Origin of the sequence: Streptomyces sp. NPDC014861, assembly GCF_043081625.1 — a bacterium.
Lineage (GTDB): Bacteria > Actinomycetota > Actinomycetes > Streptomycetales > Streptomycetaceae > Streptomyces.
In genome coordinates this window covers 587,464-610,124 of sequence record NZ_JBIBWV010000003.1, presented here as the reverse complement: position 1 = coordinate 610,124, position 22,661 = coordinate 587,464, and the positions used below count along the sequence as shown (strand labels likewise).

Annotated in this window: 10 protein-coding genes and 4 pseudogenes; 7 read left to right on the top strand and 7 right to left on the bottom strand. The window is 66.4% G+C overall.

Annotation, left to right across the window (positions count from 1 at the left end; all coding sequences use genetic code 11):
• Positions 1-57: 57 nt before the first annotated feature.
• The 3 genes from ACF1BN_RS09265 to ACF1BN_RS09255 all read right to left on the bottom strand — a co-directional run bounded on the left by ACF1BN_RS09265 (position 58) and on the right by ACF1BN_RS09255 (position 5,667).
• Positions 58-3,357 carry a hypothetical protein gene (locus tag ACF1BN_RS09265; protein ID WP_392330954.1) on the bottom strand — a complete coding sequence of 1,100 codons (3,300 nt, stop codon included), beginning with the start codon at positions 3,355-3,357 and terminating at the stop codon, positions 58-60.
• Positions 3,358-3,622: 265 nt separating this feature from the next.
• Positions 3,623-4,792 (bottom strand): tyrosine-type recombinase/integrase, encoded by a 1,170-nt coding sequence (locus tag ACF1BN_RS09260; protein ID WP_392331021.1) that lies wholly within the window; start codon positions 4,790-4,792, stop codon positions 3,623-3,625.
• A 377-nt stretch (positions 4,793-5,169) separates the two neighbouring features.
• A complete protein-coding gene (locus ACF1BN_RS09255) occupies positions 5,170-5,667 on the bottom strand; it encodes a helix-turn-helix domain-containing protein (RefSeq protein WP_392331020.1) in 498 nt (165 codons plus the stop codon).
• Positions 5,668-5,770: 103 nt separating this feature from the next.
• On the opposite strand from ACF1BN_RS09255, the pseudogene ACF1BN_RS09250 reads away from it, so the two are divergent.
• A pseudogene (locus ACF1BN_RS09250) lies at positions 5,771-6,034 on the top strand (IS5/IS1182 family transposase); the annotation flags it as partial.
• Positions 6,035-6,292: 258 nt separating this feature from the next.
• On the opposite strand, the pseudogene ACF1BN_RS09245 reads toward ACF1BN_RS09250, so the two are convergent.
• Both ACF1BN_RS09245 and ACF1BN_RS09240 read right to left on the bottom strand, forming a co-directional pair.
• Positions 6,293-6,772, bottom strand: a pseudogene (locus tag ACF1BN_RS09245) (hypothetical protein); the annotation flags it as partial.
• A 221-nt stretch (positions 6,773-6,993) separates the two neighbouring features.
• Positions 6,994-7,578 (bottom strand): annotated as a pseudogene (locus ACF1BN_RS09240) (transposase); the annotation flags it as partial.
• Positions 7,579-8,043: 465 nt separating this feature from the next.
• On the opposite strand from ACF1BN_RS09240, the gene ACF1BN_RS09235 reads away from it, so the two are divergent.
• Positions 8,044-11,787 carry a discoidin domain-containing protein gene (locus ACF1BN_RS09235; RefSeq protein ID WP_392330953.1) on the top strand — a complete coding sequence of 1,248 codons (3,744 nt, stop codon included), beginning with the start codon at positions 8,044-8,046 and terminating at the stop codon, positions 11,785-11,787.
• 483 nt (positions 11,788-12,270) lie between these two features.
• Here ACF1BN_RS09235 and ACF1BN_RS09230 read toward each other — a convergent pair whose 3' ends face one another.
• Positions 12,271-12,753: an ATP-binding protein gene (locus tag ACF1BN_RS09230; RefSeq protein ID WP_392330952.1), complete on the bottom strand. Its 483-nt coding sequence runs from the start codon at positions 12,751-12,753 to the stop codon at positions 12,271-12,273.
• 440 nt (positions 12,754-13,193) lie between these two features.
• On the opposite strand from ACF1BN_RS09230, the gene ACF1BN_RS09225 reads away from it, so the two are divergent.
• Positions 13,194-14,225, top strand: a complete 1,032-nt coding sequence (locus ACF1BN_RS09225; RefSeq protein ID WP_392330951.1) for a LacI family DNA-binding transcriptional regulator — start codon at positions 13,194-13,196, stop codon at positions 14,223-14,225.
• Between the two features lie 248 nt (positions 14,226-14,473).
• Here the strand turns inward: ACF1BN_RS09225 and ACF1BN_RS09220 are convergent.
• Positions 14,474-14,873 (bottom strand): annotated as a pseudogene (locus ACF1BN_RS09220) (cupin domain-containing protein); the annotation flags it as partial.
• A gap of 916 nt (positions 14,874-15,789) precedes the next feature.
• Between ACF1BN_RS09220 and ACF1BN_RS09215 the strand changes: the two are divergent.
• The 4 genes from ACF1BN_RS09215 (at position 15,790) to ACF1BN_RS09200 (ending at position 22,608) form a co-directional block, all read left to right on the top strand.
• Positions 15,790-19,275 carry a discoidin domain-containing protein gene (locus ACF1BN_RS09215; protein ID WP_392330950.1) on the top strand — a complete coding sequence of 1,162 codons (3,486 nt, stop codon included), beginning with the start codon at positions 15,790-15,792 and terminating at the stop codon, positions 19,273-19,275.
• 228 nt (positions 19,276-19,503) lie between these two features.
• Positions 19,504-20,427: a carbohydrate ABC transporter permease gene (locus ACF1BN_RS09210; protein ID WP_392330949.1), complete on the top strand. Its 924-nt coding sequence runs from the start codon at positions 19,504-19,506 to the stop codon at positions 20,425-20,427.
• Between the two features lie 5 nt (positions 20,428-20,432).
• Positions 20,433-21,278 carry a carbohydrate ABC transporter permease gene (locus ACF1BN_RS09205; RefSeq protein WP_392330948.1) on the top strand — a complete coding sequence of 282 codons (846 nt, stop codon included), beginning with the start codon at positions 20,433-20,435 and terminating at the stop codon, positions 21,276-21,278.
• 67 nt (positions 21,279-21,345) lie between these two features.
• A complete protein-coding gene (locus ACF1BN_RS09200; protein WP_392330947.1) occupies positions 21,346-22,608 on the top strand; it encodes an ABC transporter substrate-binding protein in 1,263 nt (420 codons plus the stop codon).
• Positions 22,609-22,661: the final 53 nt, after the last annotated feature.

Sequence of the window (22,661 nt, the reverse complement as noted above, 5' to 3'; positions counted from 1 at the left end):
GAAACGCTCCTCTGCCCGTACCGCCTGGGCACCAGGTCAAGGGCATACAGCTGAGCGTCAGGTGGCCAACGATGAATATCGCGGGATTGCTGCGGCTCGGACACTGTGCCGCACATCCTCGCGAAGGATTTCCAGGATCGCGGCTGCCGACGCGGCCCGCTCCGGCGCCACGTCGGCGGCGGCCTCCGCCAAGGTCCGCCGTACCCGTACGTCACTGTCGTGGGCCAGTCTCACTGCGAGCTCCTGATGGCGTTCCAGGTGCTGCATGCACAGGACGGCACAGGCTTGCCGAACGCCGATGTGCTGGTGCGTCGCGAGGAGGTTGAGGTCAAGGCCGCCCGTCACATCGCCTCCGATCGCACTGAGCGTGACGGCGGCCGCCTGCACCATGGATCCGTCATCGCTGTGCAGGAAATCCAGCGCTCTGTCACGGACCCACTCCCTCTCCGCGAGAACGGTGGCTGAAGCCGCAGCCAGGTACATGCCGTGTCCGCGCAGGGATGCCGATGCCGAACTGATCTGGAACGAGCTCAGTGGATGAGGTCTGCCTGTCACCTGGGCGTCAAGGTGGCTCCCGTCGCGTTCACCATGCACAAAGGCCTTGCTGAACTGGAACGTCACAGCTTTCTCCTCTGCGGGCAGCCGAATCACGAGATTGCGGGCCCCGGTGAGCGCGTCCTGTCGGTTGAAGGCTGCTTCGCGCGAGTCACCCGCGACTTCCAAGAGCTTGGCGAGGCACTTCTGTCGGTCTTCCTCGTCAAGGAAGCCGGCCAGGAAGGAATCGGAAACCAGGCGCGTGCCGAACCCGACGCGGTGAGGGTCCGGGTCAGGACGCCCGATGATTCGGTCGCGCGCGTGAGCCGCTTGTTCACGGACACTCGGGTGGTCGGGGTCGAGTTCGGCGAGGATGACGTCGGCGAGATGGTGCTTCTCCGTCACAAGGTCCGCTGCTTTGTTGCGCAGCTCCCCGCGTTGTTCTTCGGTCAGGGGACTCGGCACGAGCGCCTGGTCGGCGCTGGCGTCCAGATGTGAACCAGCTCCCAGGAGTCTGAGGACCGTGTCCTCTGTGATGAGGTTCGATGCCTTCTGCACACCCTGGCCGGCAAGGTTGAACAAACGGGTGAAGGCGGCGGCGGCCAGTTCCGCGTGTGTGGAGGCGATATCGGCGCAGGCGGCCGCGTGCTCGTCGTCGATGTGGCGGTAGTGGCCGCGTTCGCGGGGGACTTCCTGGGCCAAGAGGTCGAGCAGATGGCCGGCTTGTTCCTGAGTACCGCGGGAGGCGAGCGCACAGGCGCTCTTTACTGCCTGGATGGTCAGACTCTGCGTCGGCGAGTCGGCCAATTCACCTGCAAGGCCCTTTGTCGCGAGGTCGGTCAAGTCGTCGAGCAGCCGGGCTGCAGCATCGTCCGGGATTAGGTCGGCCTGCGCTGCCGCCTGTGCGGCCCGAGCGTGGAGCACCCACCATGGCCCGTCATGGAGAGGTCCCATGGGCAGCAGACGGTCCCCCGCCGACTTGGCGAGAGCTACGAGCTTCTTCGACTTGCCCGCACGCTGATAGTACGAGGTGGCCAATGGGGCTTCGCCATTGTCGGCGTACAGGTCTCCGAGAAGGTCAGCTGCCTCGGTTTCATAGGCCCAGCTGCCGGTTACTACGCTGTCCGTGAGCCAGCACCGGGCGGAGAGGACTGCCTCGATGGGCTTCTTGCGCACCAAGGAAGACATGGCCTGCTCCCTCGGATCCCGCACGCGATCCAATACGCGGCTCGCTCCCGTCGCACGCAGCGCTTGAGCCAGACGGTGTTCGTCGTCGATTTCCGCGGTCAATGGACCGTACTGAACGTTCACGGCACGAATGGAGTACAGCCAGTGAGCTGCCTCTTCGGTCAATCCTGCGTAAATCGCATCGTGGACAGCTTCCCTCCAGGCATCCGTGGCTTCCTCGGCACGCCCTTCGAGGCAGTGCCTGCGTGCCTCGCGCGATTTGATCAGCGCGGCGTGCCTCCCCGGGACGGCATGCTGTCGGGCGGCAGCAAGGAGTGCCCGACGCTCGGCACCGTCGTACTCGGCTCGCACGAGACGAAGCCTCATGACGATGTCGTCGCCGTAATCGTCCCTGGCCTGCTGCTCGGCCTGCGCAATGGCACTGTCGATAAGAGCACTCTTCGCCTCCAGTGAATCAGTCTCCACCGCAAACTGCCGCTCGACGAAGTGGAGGACCAGGAGAGGTTGGTAGGTCATCGGCTCGCCGCGTGCTTCGTCCAGGACGTCGGCAAACTTGTCGGACGCGGCACCGAGGGGATGAAGGACGGCGTCGACGGCTGCGCGAATGAGCCGTGCATGTTGTCTGATCGCCGCCGCATGCTCCGTCTCCGCCGACGCATCGCTGCGGGTCAGACCGTCCAGTAGCCGTGCGAGCCGTCTGGGCTCGAATCTGTCACCGTTGTGGAGGGCGGTGGCGGCAAGGCGGCCGGCGAGCTCCGCAGCTTCGTTGAACAGGCCCGCTTCCCTGAGCGCCTCCAGCTGCCTGCCGCTCAGGACGCTCGCATGCCCTCGGAAGCCGGCTTCCTCCAGACGCGAGGAGAGTTCGCCGTACTTACTGGCGGAGCGACCAGGCGCGGCCGCTCGCTCGGCTTCCGCTTCGCGCAGGATCGGCTTCACGTCACTCGTTTTGAGAGGTCCGACGAGGATGCGATCCGCCTGCTCCTGACGGTCGAGCGGAGGAGCGGGTACACCCGGAGGGGGCGCCCCGGTACAGAACACTGCCGCCGTCTCACGAGTCCAGAACCGGGCAACGATGTCCGCCTGGTAGCGGAGAAAGTCGTTGATCTGCTCAGCACCCCACAGGTCCAGCTCAAGGTCCTCGTGCTCCCCTTGGAGAGCAGCCAGTTCGTCGGCAAGCTGAGTGCGCTCCGTGGGCGCAGAAGTGGCGATGATCAAATGACCGGCGCCGAACGGTCGCCTTCCGCCCGTGAACGTCTCGACGGCCTTCCGCAGGTCCCCCGCAGTGAACTCCTGGTAGTCCTTGCATTGGACGACGACGAATCGACCGTCCACATCCCGGCCGGCAAGGTCGATGCCGTGCTGAACCTGCCCCTGCACGCCGTAGCGGCGAAACCTGATCCCTCGGATGGCGAGGACGCGACTCGAAACCGCGAGCATCAACTTCTCGAAACGGTCCCACCCGATCGCCAAGTCGAGATCCTCGCCGGGCGGCCTCTTGCCGGTGGCACCCGCGCTGGGTGGATGACCGAGATCAGGATCCCCCGAGACGGGCAGCCAACGGTCCACGGCGGTGCCATCGCCGGCAGTTTGGGGTGTTGCCCCGGGGACGGAGTGAGGAAGGTCGTGCTGAGCCACGGTCAGAAGTGTCCCACGCGCTGGGTAAGCCCTCTCCTCAAGCTCCGTCCCCACGGCAGCCTGCGATCACCCCGATCCGGCCAATGACGCACCGGGCCCCCACTCACGCACCAAACTGCTCGGCACCGTCCCTCACCATGATCCGGACCATACGCGGCCCAGCACCCCAGAATCAACGCACTGGACCATCATCTTGCTGGCCAGAGGGCTGCCTCGCTCGTACCACCGACAAGCGAAGAGCCTGCTGTGCCTCGGATGTGGAGAATCAGGCTGCTTGCCAGAGGCCAGCGTCGAGGATCCGGGCGGCCTTGGTAATGCTGCCCGGCATCAGGTGCCGGTAGGTCCGGTACGTCTCCTCGATGGACTTGTGGCCCATCCACTCCGCCACGTCGGTAATCGGGATGCCGTTCCCGAGAGCGTTCGAGGCGAAGTAGTGCCGAAAGCCGTACATCCCCACACCCTCCTCAGGAGGAAGGTCCGCGAAGAGCCGCTTCACCCTGCGTCGCTCCATACCTTCGGTGAAGTAGCCACCCGGGCCGCGCAGCAGGTAGCCGTCCTTCGTGGTGCCGCGCTTCTCCGCATGCCGCTCGATCGCCTCCCGCACCGATCGCGGCAGAGGCACCTCCCGGAACTCCCCCGCCTTGCGGTGCTTCAGCTTCGCCGGCTTCAACGTGTTGGAATGGATCTGCTCGCACACCCGGTACACGTCCTGCGCCACGACATTGTTGATGTTCACCGCCCGCGCCTCACCGTTGCGCAGGCCGCATCTCGTCATCATGACGATCTCCAGCGCAAGGTCCTCGTCGGCAACCTTTAGCGCCTTTTTTACATAGGCGAGGGACGGGATGGCGACCGCTCCCCGCACGTATTCCGGTTCCTGGACTCCCTTCACCGGGTCGTCCGCCATCGCCCCCTTGGCATACGCGTCCCGCAGGATCGTCTTCAGGACCCGGAAAATGTTCACCTGGTTTCCCCGGCCGACCCCGTCGCTCTCCATCTCGTCCAGGAACCGTTCGACCACCATCGGCGTGACCGAGTTCAGCTTCCGCGCTCCCAGGCGCGGGACGATGTGCACGTTGATCGAGCTGTCGACGTGCTCACCGGTGGAGTAGTCCGTCATCCGGCGCTGCCGGGGCCGCCACTGCTTCGCGTACTCCTCGACCGTCAGCTGACCCAGCTCACGGCGGGCCGCCGCCACCGACGGCGCCGTGGTCTTCTTCTCCGCATACAGCTGCGTGAGCCGTTCGATCGCGTCGTCCTGCGTGTCGTATCCGGATTCCTCACGCTGTTTGCCGAGCGCGTCGCGGAAACGGATCGAGTAGGGGTGGGGGCAGCGGGTGGGCTTCACGCAGCCGCAGTCCTTGAAGAAGGACCCCATGCCGCGGGCGAGCTGTCGGGCCATGTCACGCACCATCCGTTCCAGCCCAAGAATCATGCTCAAGCACCGCATCGCAGGTCGGAGGTCAGCAAGCGGGGACACCATGCGGACGCATGCTGACCGTTTGCTGACCTGAGGGGGGCACATGATGCCCCTGACCTGCGGCGACGCCAAATAGTCAGATCTTGGACTTGAACAGAGTACGCAGCATGTTGGACTCCTGTGAGACGGCTCCCTGCCTGCTTCGTGCAGGTCAAGGGCGGTCGCGACTCTACACCGGCGCGTGACGGACGGTGCTTGTGAGGAACATCGCTCCGGTCCGGCGGGACGACTTCCCGCCGGAGGGTTCCCTTCGCGCCGGCCCCTGTGGGGGCGATCGCCTCGAAACGTGCGGGGACTCATGCTGACCGGACGCCGACTTGGCTGATGAGCCATCAAGAATGCGGAAGACCACTCTGCACACACGGGCGAAGTGCGTCCATGCACCGCCGATCCATGGGGCGCCTGCGTCGCTCTGGTTCATGGAAACGGCCCTTTGACCATCGGCCGGTCGACGCTCGACCGCCCGGAAACCGGATCGCTGCCTGCCGCCCCGCCCGACGCCCTTCAGCAGCGTGGAACTCTTGGGCGACGGCTTCGCTCCCGACGGCCTCGCGAGACCGTAGCCCCGTGGTGTGGGCCCAGCTCGGATCGGTAGACCCGATGTCGGGCGCGAGGTCCAGGAGCAGGAGTGCCACCGCCACGTGAGTCGGGTTCTCCTCCACCTTGACGGCCGAGATCTCGTTGGCACGCGAGACCCGCCGCTCGACAATGTTGCGGTGCGCGTAGAGGTTGGCCGCCACCCGGATCGTGTTGAAGCCACACTGCACGTAGGTGAGAAGTGCCTGTCGTAGGGCCGTGTCGGCTACGGCCGGCGGCCCGAGGGTGTTGATGACGAACCGACGTACGCCGACACGGTCCTTCGTGAGGGCGTCGATCAGCTCGCCGTCGGCGGAGGGGGCGAATCGTCGGTCGGATCCGAGTCGGGTGACCAGGAGAGCATCTGCCGTCCTGGAACGACCCGGCTTGCGACGGTGGGCCGGGAAGACGGCTTCGCCTATGCCCAGGCCGAAGGGGTTCGGTTGCGGCTGGACGCCACCGAGGTCCAGGTCCGCAGGCCCATTGCGAGCCGGGGCGGGCGGCGGGCGTTCATGTCGGGCAAGAAGCAGGACACGATGAAGGTCACCGATCGCCGACCACCCCGGTCGTACCCTGTGGACCGACGCCCTGCGGCCAGGCCGCATGCACGAGGCCACCGCCCGCACGACGTCCTGGCGGAACTCCTCCGGACAGGGCTTGGGCACAGCGACATCCTTCCCGCCTGCCCCACAGGGCAAGCCACTTCAGATGTCACCCGATCGTGCGGCAAACCCCCTCGCCTGCCTCCGACCACGGCTCCCACGACTTTCCGCTCCCCAGCGCCGCGGCTGTGGCACCTGGCCGTCCTCGCGCTGCTGGACTCGTTCGCGATGCTCCCCGATGGAACCTTCTACGAACCGCAGCCGTCAGCCTCAGTCGCCTGACCCGCGGGTCTGCGAAGAGAACGACTCGATCGGCCTCGACATCGAGGCCGAGCACCGGATGGCCGGAGTCGCCCTCCGGGGTCATCGGAGTCGACTTGCCCAGAGCCGCCGAGCGATCTCCCGAAGGAAGCCCCAGAACAGATGGAGTCGCTCCTGGCCCTGCGACTCCCGCGGATCGACGCCGGAGTCGATTTCATCGTCGGCATGGAAACGGGAGATCGTCAACACATTGGCAGACGGCCAGACCCACAGGTCAGCACACTCGGCATCTGCCGGACGGCACAGAACGGCCTTCGTCCGGGGCACCGGAAACATCCATTCCCCTTCGGAGTGCCGGCACTTCCAGTCCTTCTCCGCGACCGAGGACCGCCCGCCGGTCCTCCGCCCAGGCGTCCGGGACACGTACGCCCGGCAACGACCCCATCAGGTCCGGGCCGAAGGGACACTTCACGTCATCCCACAGCAGCCTGGCCATCCCGCCACGCTGCCCGGCCCGCCAACCGGCCGCACCTCCGTTTCCCATGACCGGAACAACGGACAACCAGCCACGCAGAATCTACTCCGAGGAGTCATCTCATTCGGCGAGTCCGCGGTAGCAGATGAGGGCTACGGCGATGCTGTGACAGCTGGGAGGTGGCAGCCCTTGCTCGGGCGGCGATGGAGACATCGGCGACCCGGCAGCCAGGACACGGTTCATCCGACGAGCCGGCGATGGCGGCCGAAACGGTTTGGCGGTTCGGTAGTCCCATGGGCAACACGGCGTTCGACACCGCGCTCACGCGGCCGCTCCCGCAGGACGGTACGGGGCATGACCCTGGTTCGCGTACAGATTGACGGGCCCGCGTCGGCGGCGATCACAGCGAGAGTTGACGGGCGGGCTGTCCGACCCGCGCTTGCCCCGGTCGACAGGGGACGGACCCGTCAGTTCCCCCTTCCCGTCGCCCGCGCGTTCACCGAGTCGACCACGCAGCAGGTCCAGTCCGGCTCGCCGCGAGCGCCGAGCTCGTCGAGCACGACCTGGTGGAGCTTCGTCCACACCCGGGCCCTGCTCCACTCGATGAAACGCCGATGGGCCGTCGCCCCCGACGGGCCGAACGAAGCGGCGGGCAACTGCCGCCACGCACAACCCGACGTGGCCACGAACACGATCGCGGCCAGTACCTCCCGGTCACCGTACCGCCGCCGCCCACCGCCCTGAGGACGCGACGGTGTCTCCGGCACCACCTGCTGGAACAGCTCCCACAGCTCATCCGGCACCAGCCGCTCAACGATCCCCACCATGGCCGCCAGCCTAACGAGACAGCCAAATGAGATGACCTTGAAGAACAGGCTGCCACGCGACGACGGCGCCTCCAGACCACAGGAGGCCCGGCCTCCGCTTACGCGACGACGACTCGCCAATACCGCCTGACCTGCTGCACACCATGGAAGCGACGAAACTCCCTCCCGCCTTGCGCGATCCCTTGACACCCAAGTGTCGCGAACATAATGTCCGCTGCGCCCGGCCGTGAACGTTCACGAAGCAGTCGAGAATGAGACAGCCCAGAGGCAAAGGCGTCCTGGAGGTCGATCATGAACACACCGTTTCCCCACTCCCCCATATCACGAAGAAGCATCCTTCGCGGCGGCGGCTCGCTGGCTCTGCTGTCAGCTCTCGGCCTAGGGACGGGCGCTCGGGTCGCGAGCGCGGCTTCATCGGCGGGGGGCCCCGTCGGCCCTATCCCCTACTCGTACCGGCCGAACGTCATGGTCGACGCCTCCACCCTCCCGAACGTCGCCGCGGAAAGACCGACACGCGCGAGCAGTTCCCTCAGGGAGTACACCTCGTACAACGGTAACGACGGCTACGACTCCAGCCGGTGGACGCCCTCGGGCGGTCAGTTCCCGCACTGGTGGCAAGTCGACTTGGAGGGGTATTACGACCTGTCGGGCACTCAGATCGTCTGGCCGTCGAAGGGGGTCAGCTACGGCTACCGCATCGAGGTCTCGGCCGACGGCACGACGTGGCGGACGCTCTTCGACCGGGTGCACGACGCGGCGGCCACGAGAATCGGGCTGGATGCGTTCGACGTGCAGAACGTTCGGTTCATCCGTGTCACCATCCTGAACGTGAGCAGCGCCGCGGCCCTCGGTTTCTGCGACTTCAAGGCCTTCGGTCAATTGCACACGGGGGGCGATGTCGCGCTGGCGAAGATCGCGTACGCCTCCAGCGGAGCTCAGGCCGAGTACGCCATCGACGGCTCGGAGGCCACCCGGTGGACTGCCGACGGGCTGCACTGGCGCGTCGACCTCCTGATCGAGCACGACGTCACGGGCTTCGAGGTGACCTGGGCCGAAGACGGCGTGCGGTACGACTACGTCGTCGAGGTGTCGGCCGACAAGTCGGCGTGGAAGACCGTGGTCGACCGGTCCGTGAACACGGCGCGCTCGAAGGTGCAGTCGGCCTTGTTCGCCGAGTCGGATGTGCGGTTCGTGCGACTGAAGATGGTCGGCGTGGAGGACGGCCACGCGCCGCGCTTCAGCGAGTTCAAGGTCTTCGCGACGAAGATCGACGTCGCCCTCGACAAGCCGGCCTCCGCCTCCTCGAACACCGCCACGGCGGCCCGCGCCAACGACACCGACCACAGGTCCGGCTGGATCGCCGCCAATGGTGATCCGCACTGGTGGATGGTGGACCTCGGCGCGCCGCACGACCTGGACCTGATCCGCACCCGGTGGGAGACCGACGAGGCCGCCTACCGGTTCACGGTGGACGCCTCCGCCGACCAGCAGACGTGGACGCGGATCGTGGACCGTTCCACCAACGACTGGAAGTCCCCGCTGTACTCCGACGCCGTCGCGGCGACCGGTGTGCGCTATGTCCGGGTGAACTTCCTCGGCGCGGGAGGCTGGTGGGCGGGTCTGCTCGCCTGCCAGGTCCTCGGGCGGCCGTCCGCGCGAATCGATGTCGCCCTGAACAAGCCGGCCTCCGCCTCGTCGAACGGCTCCGCGGCGGCCCTCGCCAACGACGGAGACCAGTCGTCCACCTGGATCGCCGCCAAGAGTGATCCGCACTGGTGGATGGTGGACCTCGGCGCGCCCCACGACCTGAACGCGATCCGCACCCGTTGGGAGGCGAACGCCGCCTATCGGTTCACGGTGGAGGCCTCCGCCGACCAGCAGACGTGGACACGGATCGTGAACCGTTCCACCAACACCACCACGGCCCAGTCGTACACCGACGCCGTCACGGTGACCGGCGTGCGCTATGTCCGGGTGAACTTCATCGGCGCGGGGGGCTGGTGGGCGGGTCTGCGCGCCTGCGAAGTACTCGGACAGCCGTCCACGACCGAGGTGGCATGGGCGAAGCCGGCGTCCACGAACGACGCGAAGGCCTACGGCGACCGCGCGAAGGGCAATGACGGCTCGGGTTCCACGGCCTTCGAGTTCCTGGGCTACGGCGACCCCTACGTATATAAGGTCGATCTGCTGCAGGACTTCGACATCAGTGGCGTGGAGATCGCATGGAGCACCTTCGGCACACGCGAGCCGTACACCGTCGAGGTCTCACCTGACAATGAGCACTGGAGGTCCGTGGCCACCGCCAGCGCTCAGGGCGTCGACACGCACACGGTCAGCGAGAGGACGGTGCGCTTCGTCCGTCTGACCATGCCGTCGACGCATGAGAGCTTCAGATCGAGCATCAAGCGGCTGAAGGTGCTCGGAACCCTCTGCGCACCGAAGAACCTCGCCTCCGGCCGTACCTTGTCGGTCGAGGACGCCGCGGTCCCGTCGTGGTGGAGCGTGGAGTTCGTCGGCCTGACGGCACTCCAGAGCGTCCGGATCACCTGGCAGGATCCGGGAATCGTGCGGGAGTACACCGTCGAGGTGTCCTCGGACGGCCAGGCCTGGGTGCCGGCCGTGAGGTTTCGTGGACCGGCCTCGCAGTCCGGGACCCAGCAACGGCTGCGCGCGCACCATGTCCGGTTCGTTCGCGTGACCGTTCCCAGAGGGACCGGAAGGGCGGTCGCCCTGGACGTCAGAGGCACGGTCACGCGGGACGAGACGGTGCTGGAGTTGGAGGCGAGGAAGAGCTTCGACTACTTTTGGGAACTGGCCAACACCCAGCAGGGGAGCAGAGGCTTCGGCCTCGTCAGTGAGGCGACCAGCAGGCACGACCCCAACAACCCGACCGCTCCCGAGCCCACCAGCACCTCGGGCACCGGGTTCGGCCTGGCCGCGCTGGTCGTCGGTGCCGAACGGGGGTGGAAGACGCGCGCGGAGGCCGAGGCGCGCGCGCTCGCGACACTGAACACGCTGCTGCAACTGGAGCACCGGTTCGGCGTTCTGTACCACTACTACGATCGAAACAGCGGTGCGGTGTGGCACTGGGAGGACGCGGGCCGGAGCGAAGTCGGCCTCATCGACACGCAATTGATGCTCAACGGCGTGATCGTCGCCGGCGAGTACTTCGGTGGTGAGGTCAAGGCGAAGGCCGACGAGCTCTACGGCAGGATCAACTGGGCCTCGTTCGTCGACGCGAGCAGAAACCAGTACCACATGAGTTACTTCGACGACATCGCCGGCTTCAAGTACCACTGGACGTTCTCGTCCGAGGCCAAGCTGATGTATGTGCTCGGCGCCGGCTCGCCGACACCGGGCCACGAGGTCGGCAAGGAGATGTTCTACGACTTCGAGCGCCACGAGGCCGCCTATGGCGACACCTTCCCGCCCCTCATCAACACCTGGTTCGGATCGCTGTTCACGTACCAGTTCGCGGAGATCTTCGCTGACTTCCGCCACTCGAAGGACAGGCAGGGCGTCGACTGGTGGAGAAACGCCGTCCTGGCCACCAAGACGCACAAGGAGTACGCCGCCCGGGAGCACAAGTTCCTGACGTTCGGCCCGGACATGTGGGGCATGAGCGCGTGTATGACGCCCACCGGTAAGTACAGCTCGAAGGTCGGCGCGCCACCCTCCGGTTACGCCAACGCCAGCCACGAGAATGACGGTACGGTCTCCCCGGACGGCGCCGGCGGGTCACTCGCGATGGACCCCGAGGCGGTCACCCGCGTGCTGAACAACTGCTACTACAACTACCCGGGGACGTGGGGGGCGTACGGCTTCCTGAACGCGCTGAACTTCGAGGAGCCCGACTGGATCTCGGACGAGGAGTTCGCACTCGACAAGGGAGCCGCTCTGGTGTCGATCGAGAACCACCGAAGCGGCCTCCTCTGGAGGCTGTTCATGCAGAACGGCAACGTACTCGCCGGACTCGAGAAGTGCGAGATCAAGTACACGGCGAACACCACCCCCCTCGACGTGGCGATCACGGAGGCGCGGATCCTCGTGGACCGGATGTCAGCCACCACGCCGCCCGGCCTCGGCGTCCAAGGACTTTCCGACGCGATCCGCACGGCGCAAGACGCCCGGCTCGACGCGGCGACGCCGGAAGAGGTGACTCGGGCGACAACGGACCTGAAGACAGTGACGGACTGGTTCTCCCAGTAGGGCGTGAGACGGTCCGGGGCGCTCTCGCATACCGCTCGAGCGCCCATACACATCATCGGCAGCAGATCCTTTCCGGGCTTTCGGCTGTCGGCCGACCTGGTGGTCCGGCCCGGGTCCGGATCCGTGGGCGGTGCCCCTCGCGGGACATCTTCGGTGTAATGCCGCGAGTCCGAAGCAGGTGTGGGTGCTTGTCGTGGCTGCGGCCGAGGCGGCGAACAGCCGGCCCGGCCGCGTGCGGTCGACCGGCGGAGGTCCGATGCGAATCCCCTTTTCGGCCCCCGGGTCGACGGACATCCCGGATACCTGTGGCGGCCGGGGCGGCGGCGGTGGAGCATGGCCCCGCACGTCATCAGGCGCTGGGTCATGCGGCGTCCGCACCGCTCGCCCGCTACCGGACCCGATCGGTCAACCCACAAGAGCGGATGCGGGTGTGGGCGACGCTCATGAAGGCGGCTTGTCCGGGCGGCGCTCGGGGTGATGCATTCAGACGTCGCAAGGCGCCCCTTCGTCCGACACCGACGCGTCCACGTGCAGGGACGCCTTGACGACGGTCCCCCGGGGCCCCGTCGTGATCGACAGGCACTTGGTGAGCATCTCGACCAGGCTCAGGCCTCGACCACAGGGGGCATCGTCGTCAGCAAGACTGCGCCGGGGTTCGATCCTCGTACGCCAGCCACCCTCGTCACGAACCGTGATGACCAGGCTGTGCCCTTCCAGACTGACCAGAACCGCCACGGAGTGGCTGCCACTGTGCAGGACGGCATTGGTGATCAGTTCGCTGGAGACCAGGCCCGCCGCGTCGCGGAGGTCCTCCGACAGACCGAGGCGCCGGACACAGTGCACCACGAAACGCCTCAGCACCGGTACGCACGCGTTGCTGGTGACAGCGCTGCAAGCCGCATGAGTAAAGGTGACGCGTGCTTCCGATTCCACCCGGCTCGACGCGGTGAGAGTGAGAGCAGTCATGTCGGTCTCCGCAGTGTGCTGGTGCGGCACGCTCTTGCTGGGGAACCCGGCACCCCTTTCGCCAAGAGCCACCACGACAGCCGGCAAGAGGAATTACCCGAGCACCTCTCGAATAAAGCGAATGGGATTTACGGAATAAGAAACCTGGAAAGCGCCAAGATTCTTCAACGCAGTTCGACGGCGCGATCAGATCTCCGCATCCGCGACAACGATCACGCCATCGCGGATTATTTGCGACTCCTCAAGAGCCTTCTCCGATAACTTCTTCACGATCTACCGTGAACGTTCACGGCTCCTGAGTGAGACGATATTCCCCCCTACTACGGAGTGTCAAGAGTGTGCAAGGAACAGGATCGGGTCGATCACGCCGTGCTACGACCTCGACGCCCGGGTGCAATCCACGGACAGCAGTCGAAGAACGGCACAGGTAGCCTTGACGCGTGGCGAACCGGAGAGGATCACGGCGTATAGGAATTGTCGAGGTCGCACAGCTCGCAGGCGTCTCGCGCCAGACAGTCACGCGCGCCATGAACGACATGCCCGGAATCAGCGCCGAGACGAAGAAGCGGGTCCTCGAAGCCGCTGAAACACTGCGTTACCGGCCGTCCAGATTCGGGCGGGAACTGGTCCAGCAATCCACCCGGTCGCTGGGGCTCGTCGTCTCCGACATCGCTAATCCGTATTTCTCGGAGCTCGCCTCCCACATGGCCAAGATCGCGACGGCGAACGGGTGGGGGCTGGTCGTCGCGGAGAAGCCCCCGGGTCCGGAGACGGGACGGGGCGCACTGCGCTCACTGGCCGGCCAGGTCGACGCGGTCATCGCCTACATGGATCTCGCCCCGCACGACATCGACAGCGTCTTCGGCAACCTCCCTCTGGTCCTGCTCGATACGTCCGAGCAGACCCTGGCAGCCCTGTCGTCCTCACGTCCGCGCGGCGCCGTCAACATCGATATCGAACCGGGCTTGGCAGATGCGGTGGATCATCTCCTGGCCCGTGGGCGAACGAGGATAGCGCTCGTCGACATCATGTATTCCGCGGACGAATCATTGCGGTGCGACATCTACAGGAATCTGATGCGCGAGAGAGGTCAGGAGCCTGTGGTGATCAGGGTCGAAGCCGGTGAGAACGATCTCCAGGTGGGGCGTCGAGCCGTGGAGACGGCGTTCAGCTCTGCCGAGCCTCCTGATGCGATCATCGCGTTCAACGACATGTCGGCGTTCGGTGTGATGAAGGAGCTGAGGACGCGCGGACTCTCCGTACCCGACTCCTGTGGTGTGATCGGTATCGACGGCCTGAGGATCGGACTGTACGTCGAACCCGAGCTCACGACGCTCCAGCTGGACTTCGCGGCGTTCGCGCAGATGGCATTCGACGAGGCCGTACGGATGCACGCAGCGGGTTTGGACACTCCGCTGATCCAGGTCAGAAAACGCGTCTCCCACGAATTGGTGGTCCGGCAGTCCGGCTGACCGCGCCGCGGAACGACACGCGCCGACTGCCGGACCCGGAAGGCCCGGCAGTACTTCGGCAGGTCGGCCCGGTGGCGGCTCACGGGCCAAGGCGGGCCGGACGGCTCACCGGTCCGATCCACCCCGCGTGCCGGCATGTGACGTCGTGGTGGAGGTCCCTCAGTTGGGCAGTCCGACGGCCCGTTCGCCGATGCGGCGCTGCTGGATGACCACGGCGGCCACGAGCAGGGCGCCCTGGGCGACGTTCTGTAACCCTCCATGGCGAGGCCCCCCCGGGCACGGGCGATGCGGGCCCGTTCCTCCTCGGGTCAGGTACTCCGGAGGCAGTGCGGGAACCGCGTCCCCCGCCTCCGGCAAGCCGCTGTTCTGCACCAGAACGGTGATCCGCAGGTCACCCTGGTTGACGAGGCGGTGGATGGTGCCCGGTGTCAACCAGGTGACCGTGCCGGGCCGGAGCGGGGTGGCCTCGAACCCGGACGCGGTGAGCGTCTGCACGATCCCACGTCCACCGATGACGACGTAGGCCTCCGAGCACGCCAGGTGCATACGAGGGGTGCCGCCGCAATCCTCCTCATCGGCAGGCCAGTCGTATACCGACAGACGCGAGATGGCCACGCCACCGGGCAACTCGTCGTCGTATGGAGCCATGGTGTGACAACACCCATGCTCCCTGCAGAAAGCGCTCTCTCTCGGGCAGCCAAACCCTTGGGGACCGACGGGTCAACGGACCGCCCCCACCGACGAGCCGCTCCGGGAAAACGTTTTCGCCCGCCTCCTCCGTCACGCGAGCAAAAGCTCCGGTCCGCCGAGCCGGAACTCCGGCCTCGGCCGAGCAGAGGCAGACCGAGAGCGCACCCCATCGATCGCCACGTGATGGCGCCATACCTGACCACGAAGAACACCAGGGTCGCGCCCCTCGACCTCCACCTGGAGGGCGACCGGCAGCGCACCCGCTCGGCCGCACCAGGGATCATCCTCCTGCCTGTCGCGCCGGCGCACGACATGCCCCCACATCGCGCGCGAGGGACCGGGGCGGGGCGCCGATAAGCCGTACCGGTCCGGGATGACGGCACCCCTGCCCTCCACTCCCCGAACGCGGTCACGATACATGAGCGGCGCCGAGCGGAACCGAGCTCCACAGGCCGCACGCCGGCGCCGGCGCCTCGCAGCAAGCGAGTGGAGCATGGCGAAAAACATTCCCGGCTTCCGACACGGCCGACAGGCGCCCACGAAGCGGCGACGGCCCCGCCACGCCGCCGAAGGTCATGCGACGCATCCGCACCGCCCACTCCGACCTGTGCTAAAGCGAGAAGCGCCTCCTGCCAGGGCCCCCGCGGAGTGTGTTGACACCCCCTGGCGGCCCGCATAAAGTCCCGCAACAACCGGGCCGTGAACGTTCACGAGCTCTTCAGATCAAGACAACAGCTCGGCAACAAAGTCCTGGAGGTCGATCTTGGACACGCCGCTCCCCCGCGATCCACTCTCGCGGCGCAACATCCTCCGAGGCGGTACCTCACTCATCGTCGCCGCTGCTGCAGGACTCGGAACAACGCCCTCAGCCGCCGTGTCGACACTCGCCGCCGAACCACCACCACCCGCTCCCCTCGGCCCTCCCCCGTACTACTCGTACTCCCCGAACATCAAGGTCGACTCGTCCCCCTTCCCGGACCTGGCGGCGGGCAAGCCGTCTTCCTCGGACAGCTTCGTGGCCGGCGAGGACGTCCCGTTCAACGGGAACGACTCCTATCCGTCCAGCGCGTGGCAGGCGGACGGCACGAACTCCTCGAAGTGGTGGAAGGTCGACCTGCAGGGTTACTTCGATCTCAAGGGAACCCGGATCACCTGGGCCGCCGAGCGAAGCACATACGCCTACTTCATCGAGGTCTCCACCGACGACGTCACCTGGAAGAAGGTCGTCGACGGAGTGGACGACGACCTGAGCACTCGGGTCAGGGAGGACGTCCTCCACTCGACGAACGTACGGTTCGTCCGCGTCACCGTACGGTCCCTCCGCGGGGGCAAGCCCGCCGGCTTCTCCGATTTCAAGGCCTTCGGACACCCGCACGCGGGAAGTGATGTCGCGCTCGCGAAGATCGCGTACGCCTCATCCGGGAAGATGGCGGCGAACGCCGTCGACGGCTCCACCACGACAAGCTGGCATCCCGAAGGTCTGTACTGGCGCGTCGACTTGACCGGCAGGTATTCCGTCACCGGCGCCGAGGTCACCTGGATGTCCGACGGCACGGTGTACCGGTACGCGGTCGACGTGTCCCCGGACGGATCGACTTGGAAGACGGCGATCGACCGCTCCCGTAACAACGAGCTCTCACGTACGCAGACGATGGTGTTCAGTGAACGCGGTGTGAGGTTCGTCCGACTCAGGATGATCCAGGCGGGCGACAAGGAGAAAGCCGGCTTCGCCGCATTCAAGGTGTTCGGGGACATCTCTCCGGACAATGACGCCGCGCTGGGCAAGGCGGCCACCGCCTCGTCGGGGGACTCCGCCACCAAGGCCAATGACGGAAACGCCGACACCTACTGGATCGCCGCCGACGGCGGACCGCACTGGTGGCAGGTCGACCTCGGTACACCGCATGACCTGAACACCGTGCGCACCACGTGGGAGAAGAACGACGTTCCGTACCGATTCACCGTCGAGGCTTCGGCCGACGCGCAGAACTGGACCCGGATCGTCGACCACTCGGCCGACACGATCACCCAGCAGCCGTATGACGACCCGGTCGCCGCGACCGAAGTCCGTTACGTCAGGGTGAGCTTCCTCAACGCGGACGGGTGGTGGGCGGCGCTGCGTACCTGTGAACTCCTCGGTGCACCGAGTGCCGGTGGCCAGAACGACGGCGACCTCGCACGCGGCAAGCCGGCGTACTCGAACGATCCGAAGTCCCACGGGGATTCCCCCCGGGGCAACGACGGAGAACCGTCCACGCACTTCCGGTTCCAGAACTACGGAGCACCGTACGAGTACCGGGTCGATCTGCTCGGGCCCGTGAACATCAAGGCCGTCGAGATCGAATGGGACGGCTTCGGAACGAGTGATCCCTACGAGATCCAGGTCTCCCGGGACGCCAGGCAGTGGACCTCCTTCCGCAAGAGCACCGCCAAAAGGGTGACCAAGGAACGCGGCACCGCCCAGAGGATGCGCTTCGTGAGGGTACTGATCCCCTCCACCGGCGCCAGCTACCACTCGGGCGTCCGGCACTTCAGAGTCCTCGCCGACCGTCCCCCCGCTACGAACCTAGGGGCCGGCCGGGAGGTCCGGCAGGGCCTGGACGGCGACCGTCGGTGGTGGAAGGTCGACTTCCCCGGCCTGGCCGAGGTCGAGGGGGTCACGATCACGTGGCGGCGCCCGAAGCGGGCCGACTCGTACACGATCGAGGTGTCCTCGGACGACCACACCTGGGTGCCCGCGGGGAACTTCCAGCGTGAGGGACTGGACGAGGACACGGTGCACCGCCTGAGCGTGCGCGGCATCCGCTTCCTGCGGGTCACCGCTCCGAAGTCCGGGACCGACAGGGCCGCTGAGGTCAAGCGGCTTCGGATCATGGGCCGGATCACCAGGGACGAGACCGTCCTTGAACAGGAGGCACGCAGGAGCTTCGACTACTTCTGGGACCTCGCCAACACCACCGTCGCCCCGGGCAGCAAGGGCTACGGTCTCGTCCTCGAGAACGCGGGAGACGAGCGCAGGTTCTCCAGCTCCTCGGGAACGGGCTTCGGACTGGCCGCACTCCCGGTCGGCGTCGAAAGGGGATGGGTGTCGAGGGGAGACGCCTACGAGAGGGCCCTCGGAACCCTCGAAAGCCTGCTCAAGTTGGATCGCGTCTTCGGCGTCTTCCGCCACTACTACGACTGGTCCACCGGCGAGGTGTGGGATTGGAAGGAGCCCGGCGCCGGCCTCAGCGAAGTCGGTCTCATCGACACCCAGCTCATGCTCAACGGGGTCATCCTGGTCGGCGAGTACTTCGGCGGCGAGGTCAAGAGGAGAGCGGACGAGATCTACGCGGGAGTGGACTGGAACGCCTTCCGGAACCCGGCGACCAACCACTTCCACATGAGCTGGTTCACCGACACCGAGGAGTTCAAGTACTCCTGGGACCGGTCGTCCGAGGCCAAGCTCATGTACGTGCTCGGAGCCGGCTCGACCGACCACCCGGTGGACAAGAGCATGTTCTACGCGTTCACACGGGAACTCGGCACTTACGGTGCTCACCCGAAGTTCATCCTCACCTGGTTCGGCTCGCTGTTCACCTACCAGTTCGCGGAGAACCTCGTCGACTTCCGGAACTCGCTGGACGAGAAGGGGACCGACTGGTGGCGCAACGCCGTCCTGGCCGCGAAGACGAACCGGGCGTACGCGACGGCCGAAGCCGAGAACTTCCTCACCTTCGGGCCGGACGCGTGGGGCATGGCCGCCTGTATGACGAAGAACCGGTGGAACGACAGGGGCGAGACCACATACGTCTCGACGTACGGCGCGCCGCCCTCCGCGAATGGCAACACGGCTCATGAGAACGACGGCACCCTCACTCCCGATGGCGCCGCCGGGTCGGTCCCGATGGATCCCGAGTACGCCACCCGGGTGCTGGACAACTTCTACTACAACCATCCCTCTTCCTGGGGCAAGTACGGCTTCCTCAACGCCGTCAACCTCGATCTGGAGCCGGTCTGGTACTGCAACGACGAGCTCGCCCTAGACAAGGGCATCGCCCTTCTCGCGATCGAGAACAACAGAAGCGGCCTCGTCTGGAGGCTCTTCATGCAGAACGCGCACGTGATCAACGGTCTGAAGAAGCTCGGAATCACCTACGCGCCTGACAGGACACCTCTGGAGACGGCGATCGCCGAAGCACGGATCTCGGTGGACAGGGCGGTCTCCGGCGGGAAGAACGAGCGCCGTGACCCCAAGGCGGTCGCAAAGCTCTCGACCGCGGTCGACGCGGCGCAGGAAGCCCTGGCCCGCGCGACGACCCACGCGGAGATGACCACCGCGACCCGGCGGCTGAAGCTCGCCGTCGAACAGCTGAAGTAACGCCCCCACCGATCCGCGTCGTGCCCCTCACCCGTCCGAGGGGCACGACGCCCGACCCGTCAACCGAATCCGTGAACATCCGCACCCCGTCCTGCCAGGTGCGCGGAAACGATGAGGAACCACTCGCTCATGTCTACATCTGGATCCACGACACCGGAATCGGCTCCCGATCCCGGACCGAGCCCGGGAGCTCCACCGGAGAACACCGGCCGCCCGCCGGCTCGGCGCGTGAAGGAGGCCCTGCTCTCCCACTGGCGCGAGTACGTGTCGATCGCACCGTTCTTCGTCCTGTTCGCGGCCTTCGGCGTCATCCCGCTGGTCTACGCCCTCTATTTGAGCACCCAACGCTGGGACGGCCTCACCGAACCGGAGTTCGTCGGCCTGGACCAGTGGGCGCGGCTCTTCGACACCACCGAAGTGTTCACGGCGGCCGGCAACACGACGCTCGTCTTCCTCCTCGGACAGATCCCGGTGGTCGTCGGAGCCCTCATCGCCGCGACGCTCCTGTCGCGCCCCCGCCTGCGGTTCCGCGGCCTGTACCAGACTGCCTTCTTCCTCCCCCAGGTGACCTCGGTCGTCGCCGTCACGATCGTCTTCCAGTCGCTGTTCGCGAACCAGTACGGGTTCGTGAACAACATCCTCAGCACGCTCGGGCTGTCGACTCAGGAATGGCTCAGTGACCCCTGGAAGATGAAGCTCGTCATCGCACTGATGGTGATCTGGCGCGGTTTCGGGTACTTTCTCCTTCTGTTCATGGCCGGCATCAGTGCGATCGACCGGTCCGTCCTCGAGGCCGCACAGATCGACGGCGCCGGTCCGGTCCGCAGCTTCTGGTCGATCATCCTGCCGCTCCTGGCGCCGACGATGGTCTTCGTGACCCTGACCGGGGCCATCGCGGGCGTGCAGATCTTCACCGAACCCCAGGTCCTCTTCGCCCAGACCGGCTCCGCCGGCGGCCCCAACAACGGCGGCCTGACGATGATGCTCCTGCAGTACGAGTATCTGGGAGGCATCGGAAGCTCCGGCACCAACCAGCTGGTCAAGCCGGACCTCGGCTTCGCCGCGGTCATCGGATGGGTCATCTTCCTCGCGCTCGTCCTTCTCGCCCTCCTCAACAACCGCCTGCTCCGCAGGTCCTTCGGAGACAGGTGAGCCCCGTGACCAGTCACTCCCCCCGCCGCGTCCGCGCGGCACGCATCGCCAACCACGCGGTCCTCGCCCTCGGTGTGGTCGTCTTCGCCTTCCCCTTCTACTGGCTCCTGGTGATGGCGACCAACTCGACCTCGGACATCCTCGCGAGTCCGCCCCGGCTCGTGCCCGGTGACCGTTTCTTCGAGAACTTCGACAAGGTCACCGCAGGTTCCGAGTTCGTCCGGGCGTTCTTCAACTCGCTCGTGCTCACCACCGTCACCTGTGCGATCCAGCTGTTCCTGGCGGCCCTGGCCGGGTACGTCTTCGCCAAGCGCGACTTCCCCGGCCGCAACGCCCTGTTCTCCGGCCTGCTCGCCACCCTGATCATCCCGACGGGCGTGTCGATCGTGCCGAGCTTCCAGATCTACTCCGATCTCGGCTGGATCAACACCTTCTTCCCACTGATCGTCCCGAACGCGGTCACCGCCTTCGGCATCTTCTGGATGCGGCAGGCGGCGGAGATGAACGTGCCGGACGAACTGGTCGACGCGGCCCGGGTGGACGGCGCCGGCTTCCTCCGAACGTTCTGGAACGTGGCGCTGCCCTGCATGCGACCGGCGCTGGTGGCCTTCGGGATCTTCCAGGTCATGTGGACCTGGAACGACTACCTGTGGCCCCTGCTCGTACTGAACGACCCGGGCATGTTCACCCTGCCGGTCGCCCTCCAGCAGCTGACCGGCAATTACGGCCGGACCGACTACTCCGTGGTCATGGCCGGAACCCTGGTCGCCACCCTCCCCCTGCTGGTCCTCTTCCTCTTCCTGCGACGTGTCGTCCTCGAGAACGCCGCCGACGGAGCGCTCAAGGGCTGACACGGATTTCCTTCTCCGTCCCTCGACCCCTCTTCCCCACCTCTCCCTGCTCGCGAACAGGAACACGATGAACAGAACCACGAAGATCCTCGCGTCCGCCCTCGCCACGGGCGTACTCGCCACCGTCACCGCCTGCGGAGGCGGCGACGGCTCGACTGACGGCTCCTCCGACGAGGTCACCGTCCTCTACCGTCCCGGCTCGCTGGCCGACAGCGCGGTGGACGGGGTGCAGGAGGCGTTCCCCGACGCGAAGATCAAGCTCGTCAAGACGGCCGACGTGGACACCAAGCTGGGGGCGGCGCTCCGCACCGGCAAGGACCTGCCGTCCATCGTCACCGCGGACCCGATCCGCTACGCCCCGGTGGGGAACAAGTTCACCGATGTGAGCAAGACCGGTTTCACCGCCGGCGTCGCCGCCGACTACCTCCCGTGGAAGGTCGAGCTGGGCAAGACGGACTCCGGCGCACAGCTCGGCGTCCCGATCGACGTGGGCCCCCTGGCGTACTACTACAACGCCGAGGCCTTCGCGGCGGCCGGCCTCCCCACCGACCCCGAGACCGTCGGCAAGCTCGTGTCGACCTGGGACGGCTACAAGTCGCTCGCACAGAAGGCCAAGGACAAGGGCAAGTTCGCCTGTGACGACCCGGCGCAGCTGTTCTACTACGAGACCTGGTCGAAGGCGTTCGGGTTCTACAAGAAGGACGGTGACAAGCTCGTCCCCGACATCGACAACACCATCGGCAGGACCGCGTTCGACCGGGCGATGGACTTCCAGACCAGCGGCCTGTGTCTGAACGTCCCGTCCTCGACCAACGACTGGAACTCCGCGCTGAACCGCGGCACCCTCATCGGGTTCCTCCAGCCGCCGTGGGTCGGCAGCGGCTCTCTCCAGACCGCCGTCAAGGCGCAGTCGGGCCAGTGGCGCGTCGCCACGGCGACCCCGGATGGATACGCCTCCGCCGACGGCTCCATGCTGATGGTCCCCAAGACCTCGACCGACCCGGAGCTCGCCACGAAGGTCGCGATCTGGCTGACGAACGCCACGAACCAGGCGAACGGGTACGTGAAGAACGGTCTCTTCCCGTCGGCGCTCGGCGCGTACGTCGCGCCCGAGTTCACCGCGCCGCAGCCCTTCTACGGCGGCCAGCCCGCCGCGTCCGTTCTCGCCGGGATCTCCAAGAAGGCGCCGAAGATCGTGAAGGGACCCGACACCGACTCGATCAACGCGATCTTCCAGCAGGCGATCCGTGACGCCGCGAGCAACGGCGCGGACGCCTCGAAAGCATACAACAGCGCGGTCGACAAGGCCACCCAGCAGTTCGGCAAGTAACACACACCAGGGCCGGGCCGGGGGCGACGGGTCAGTCGTCCCGGCCCGGAACA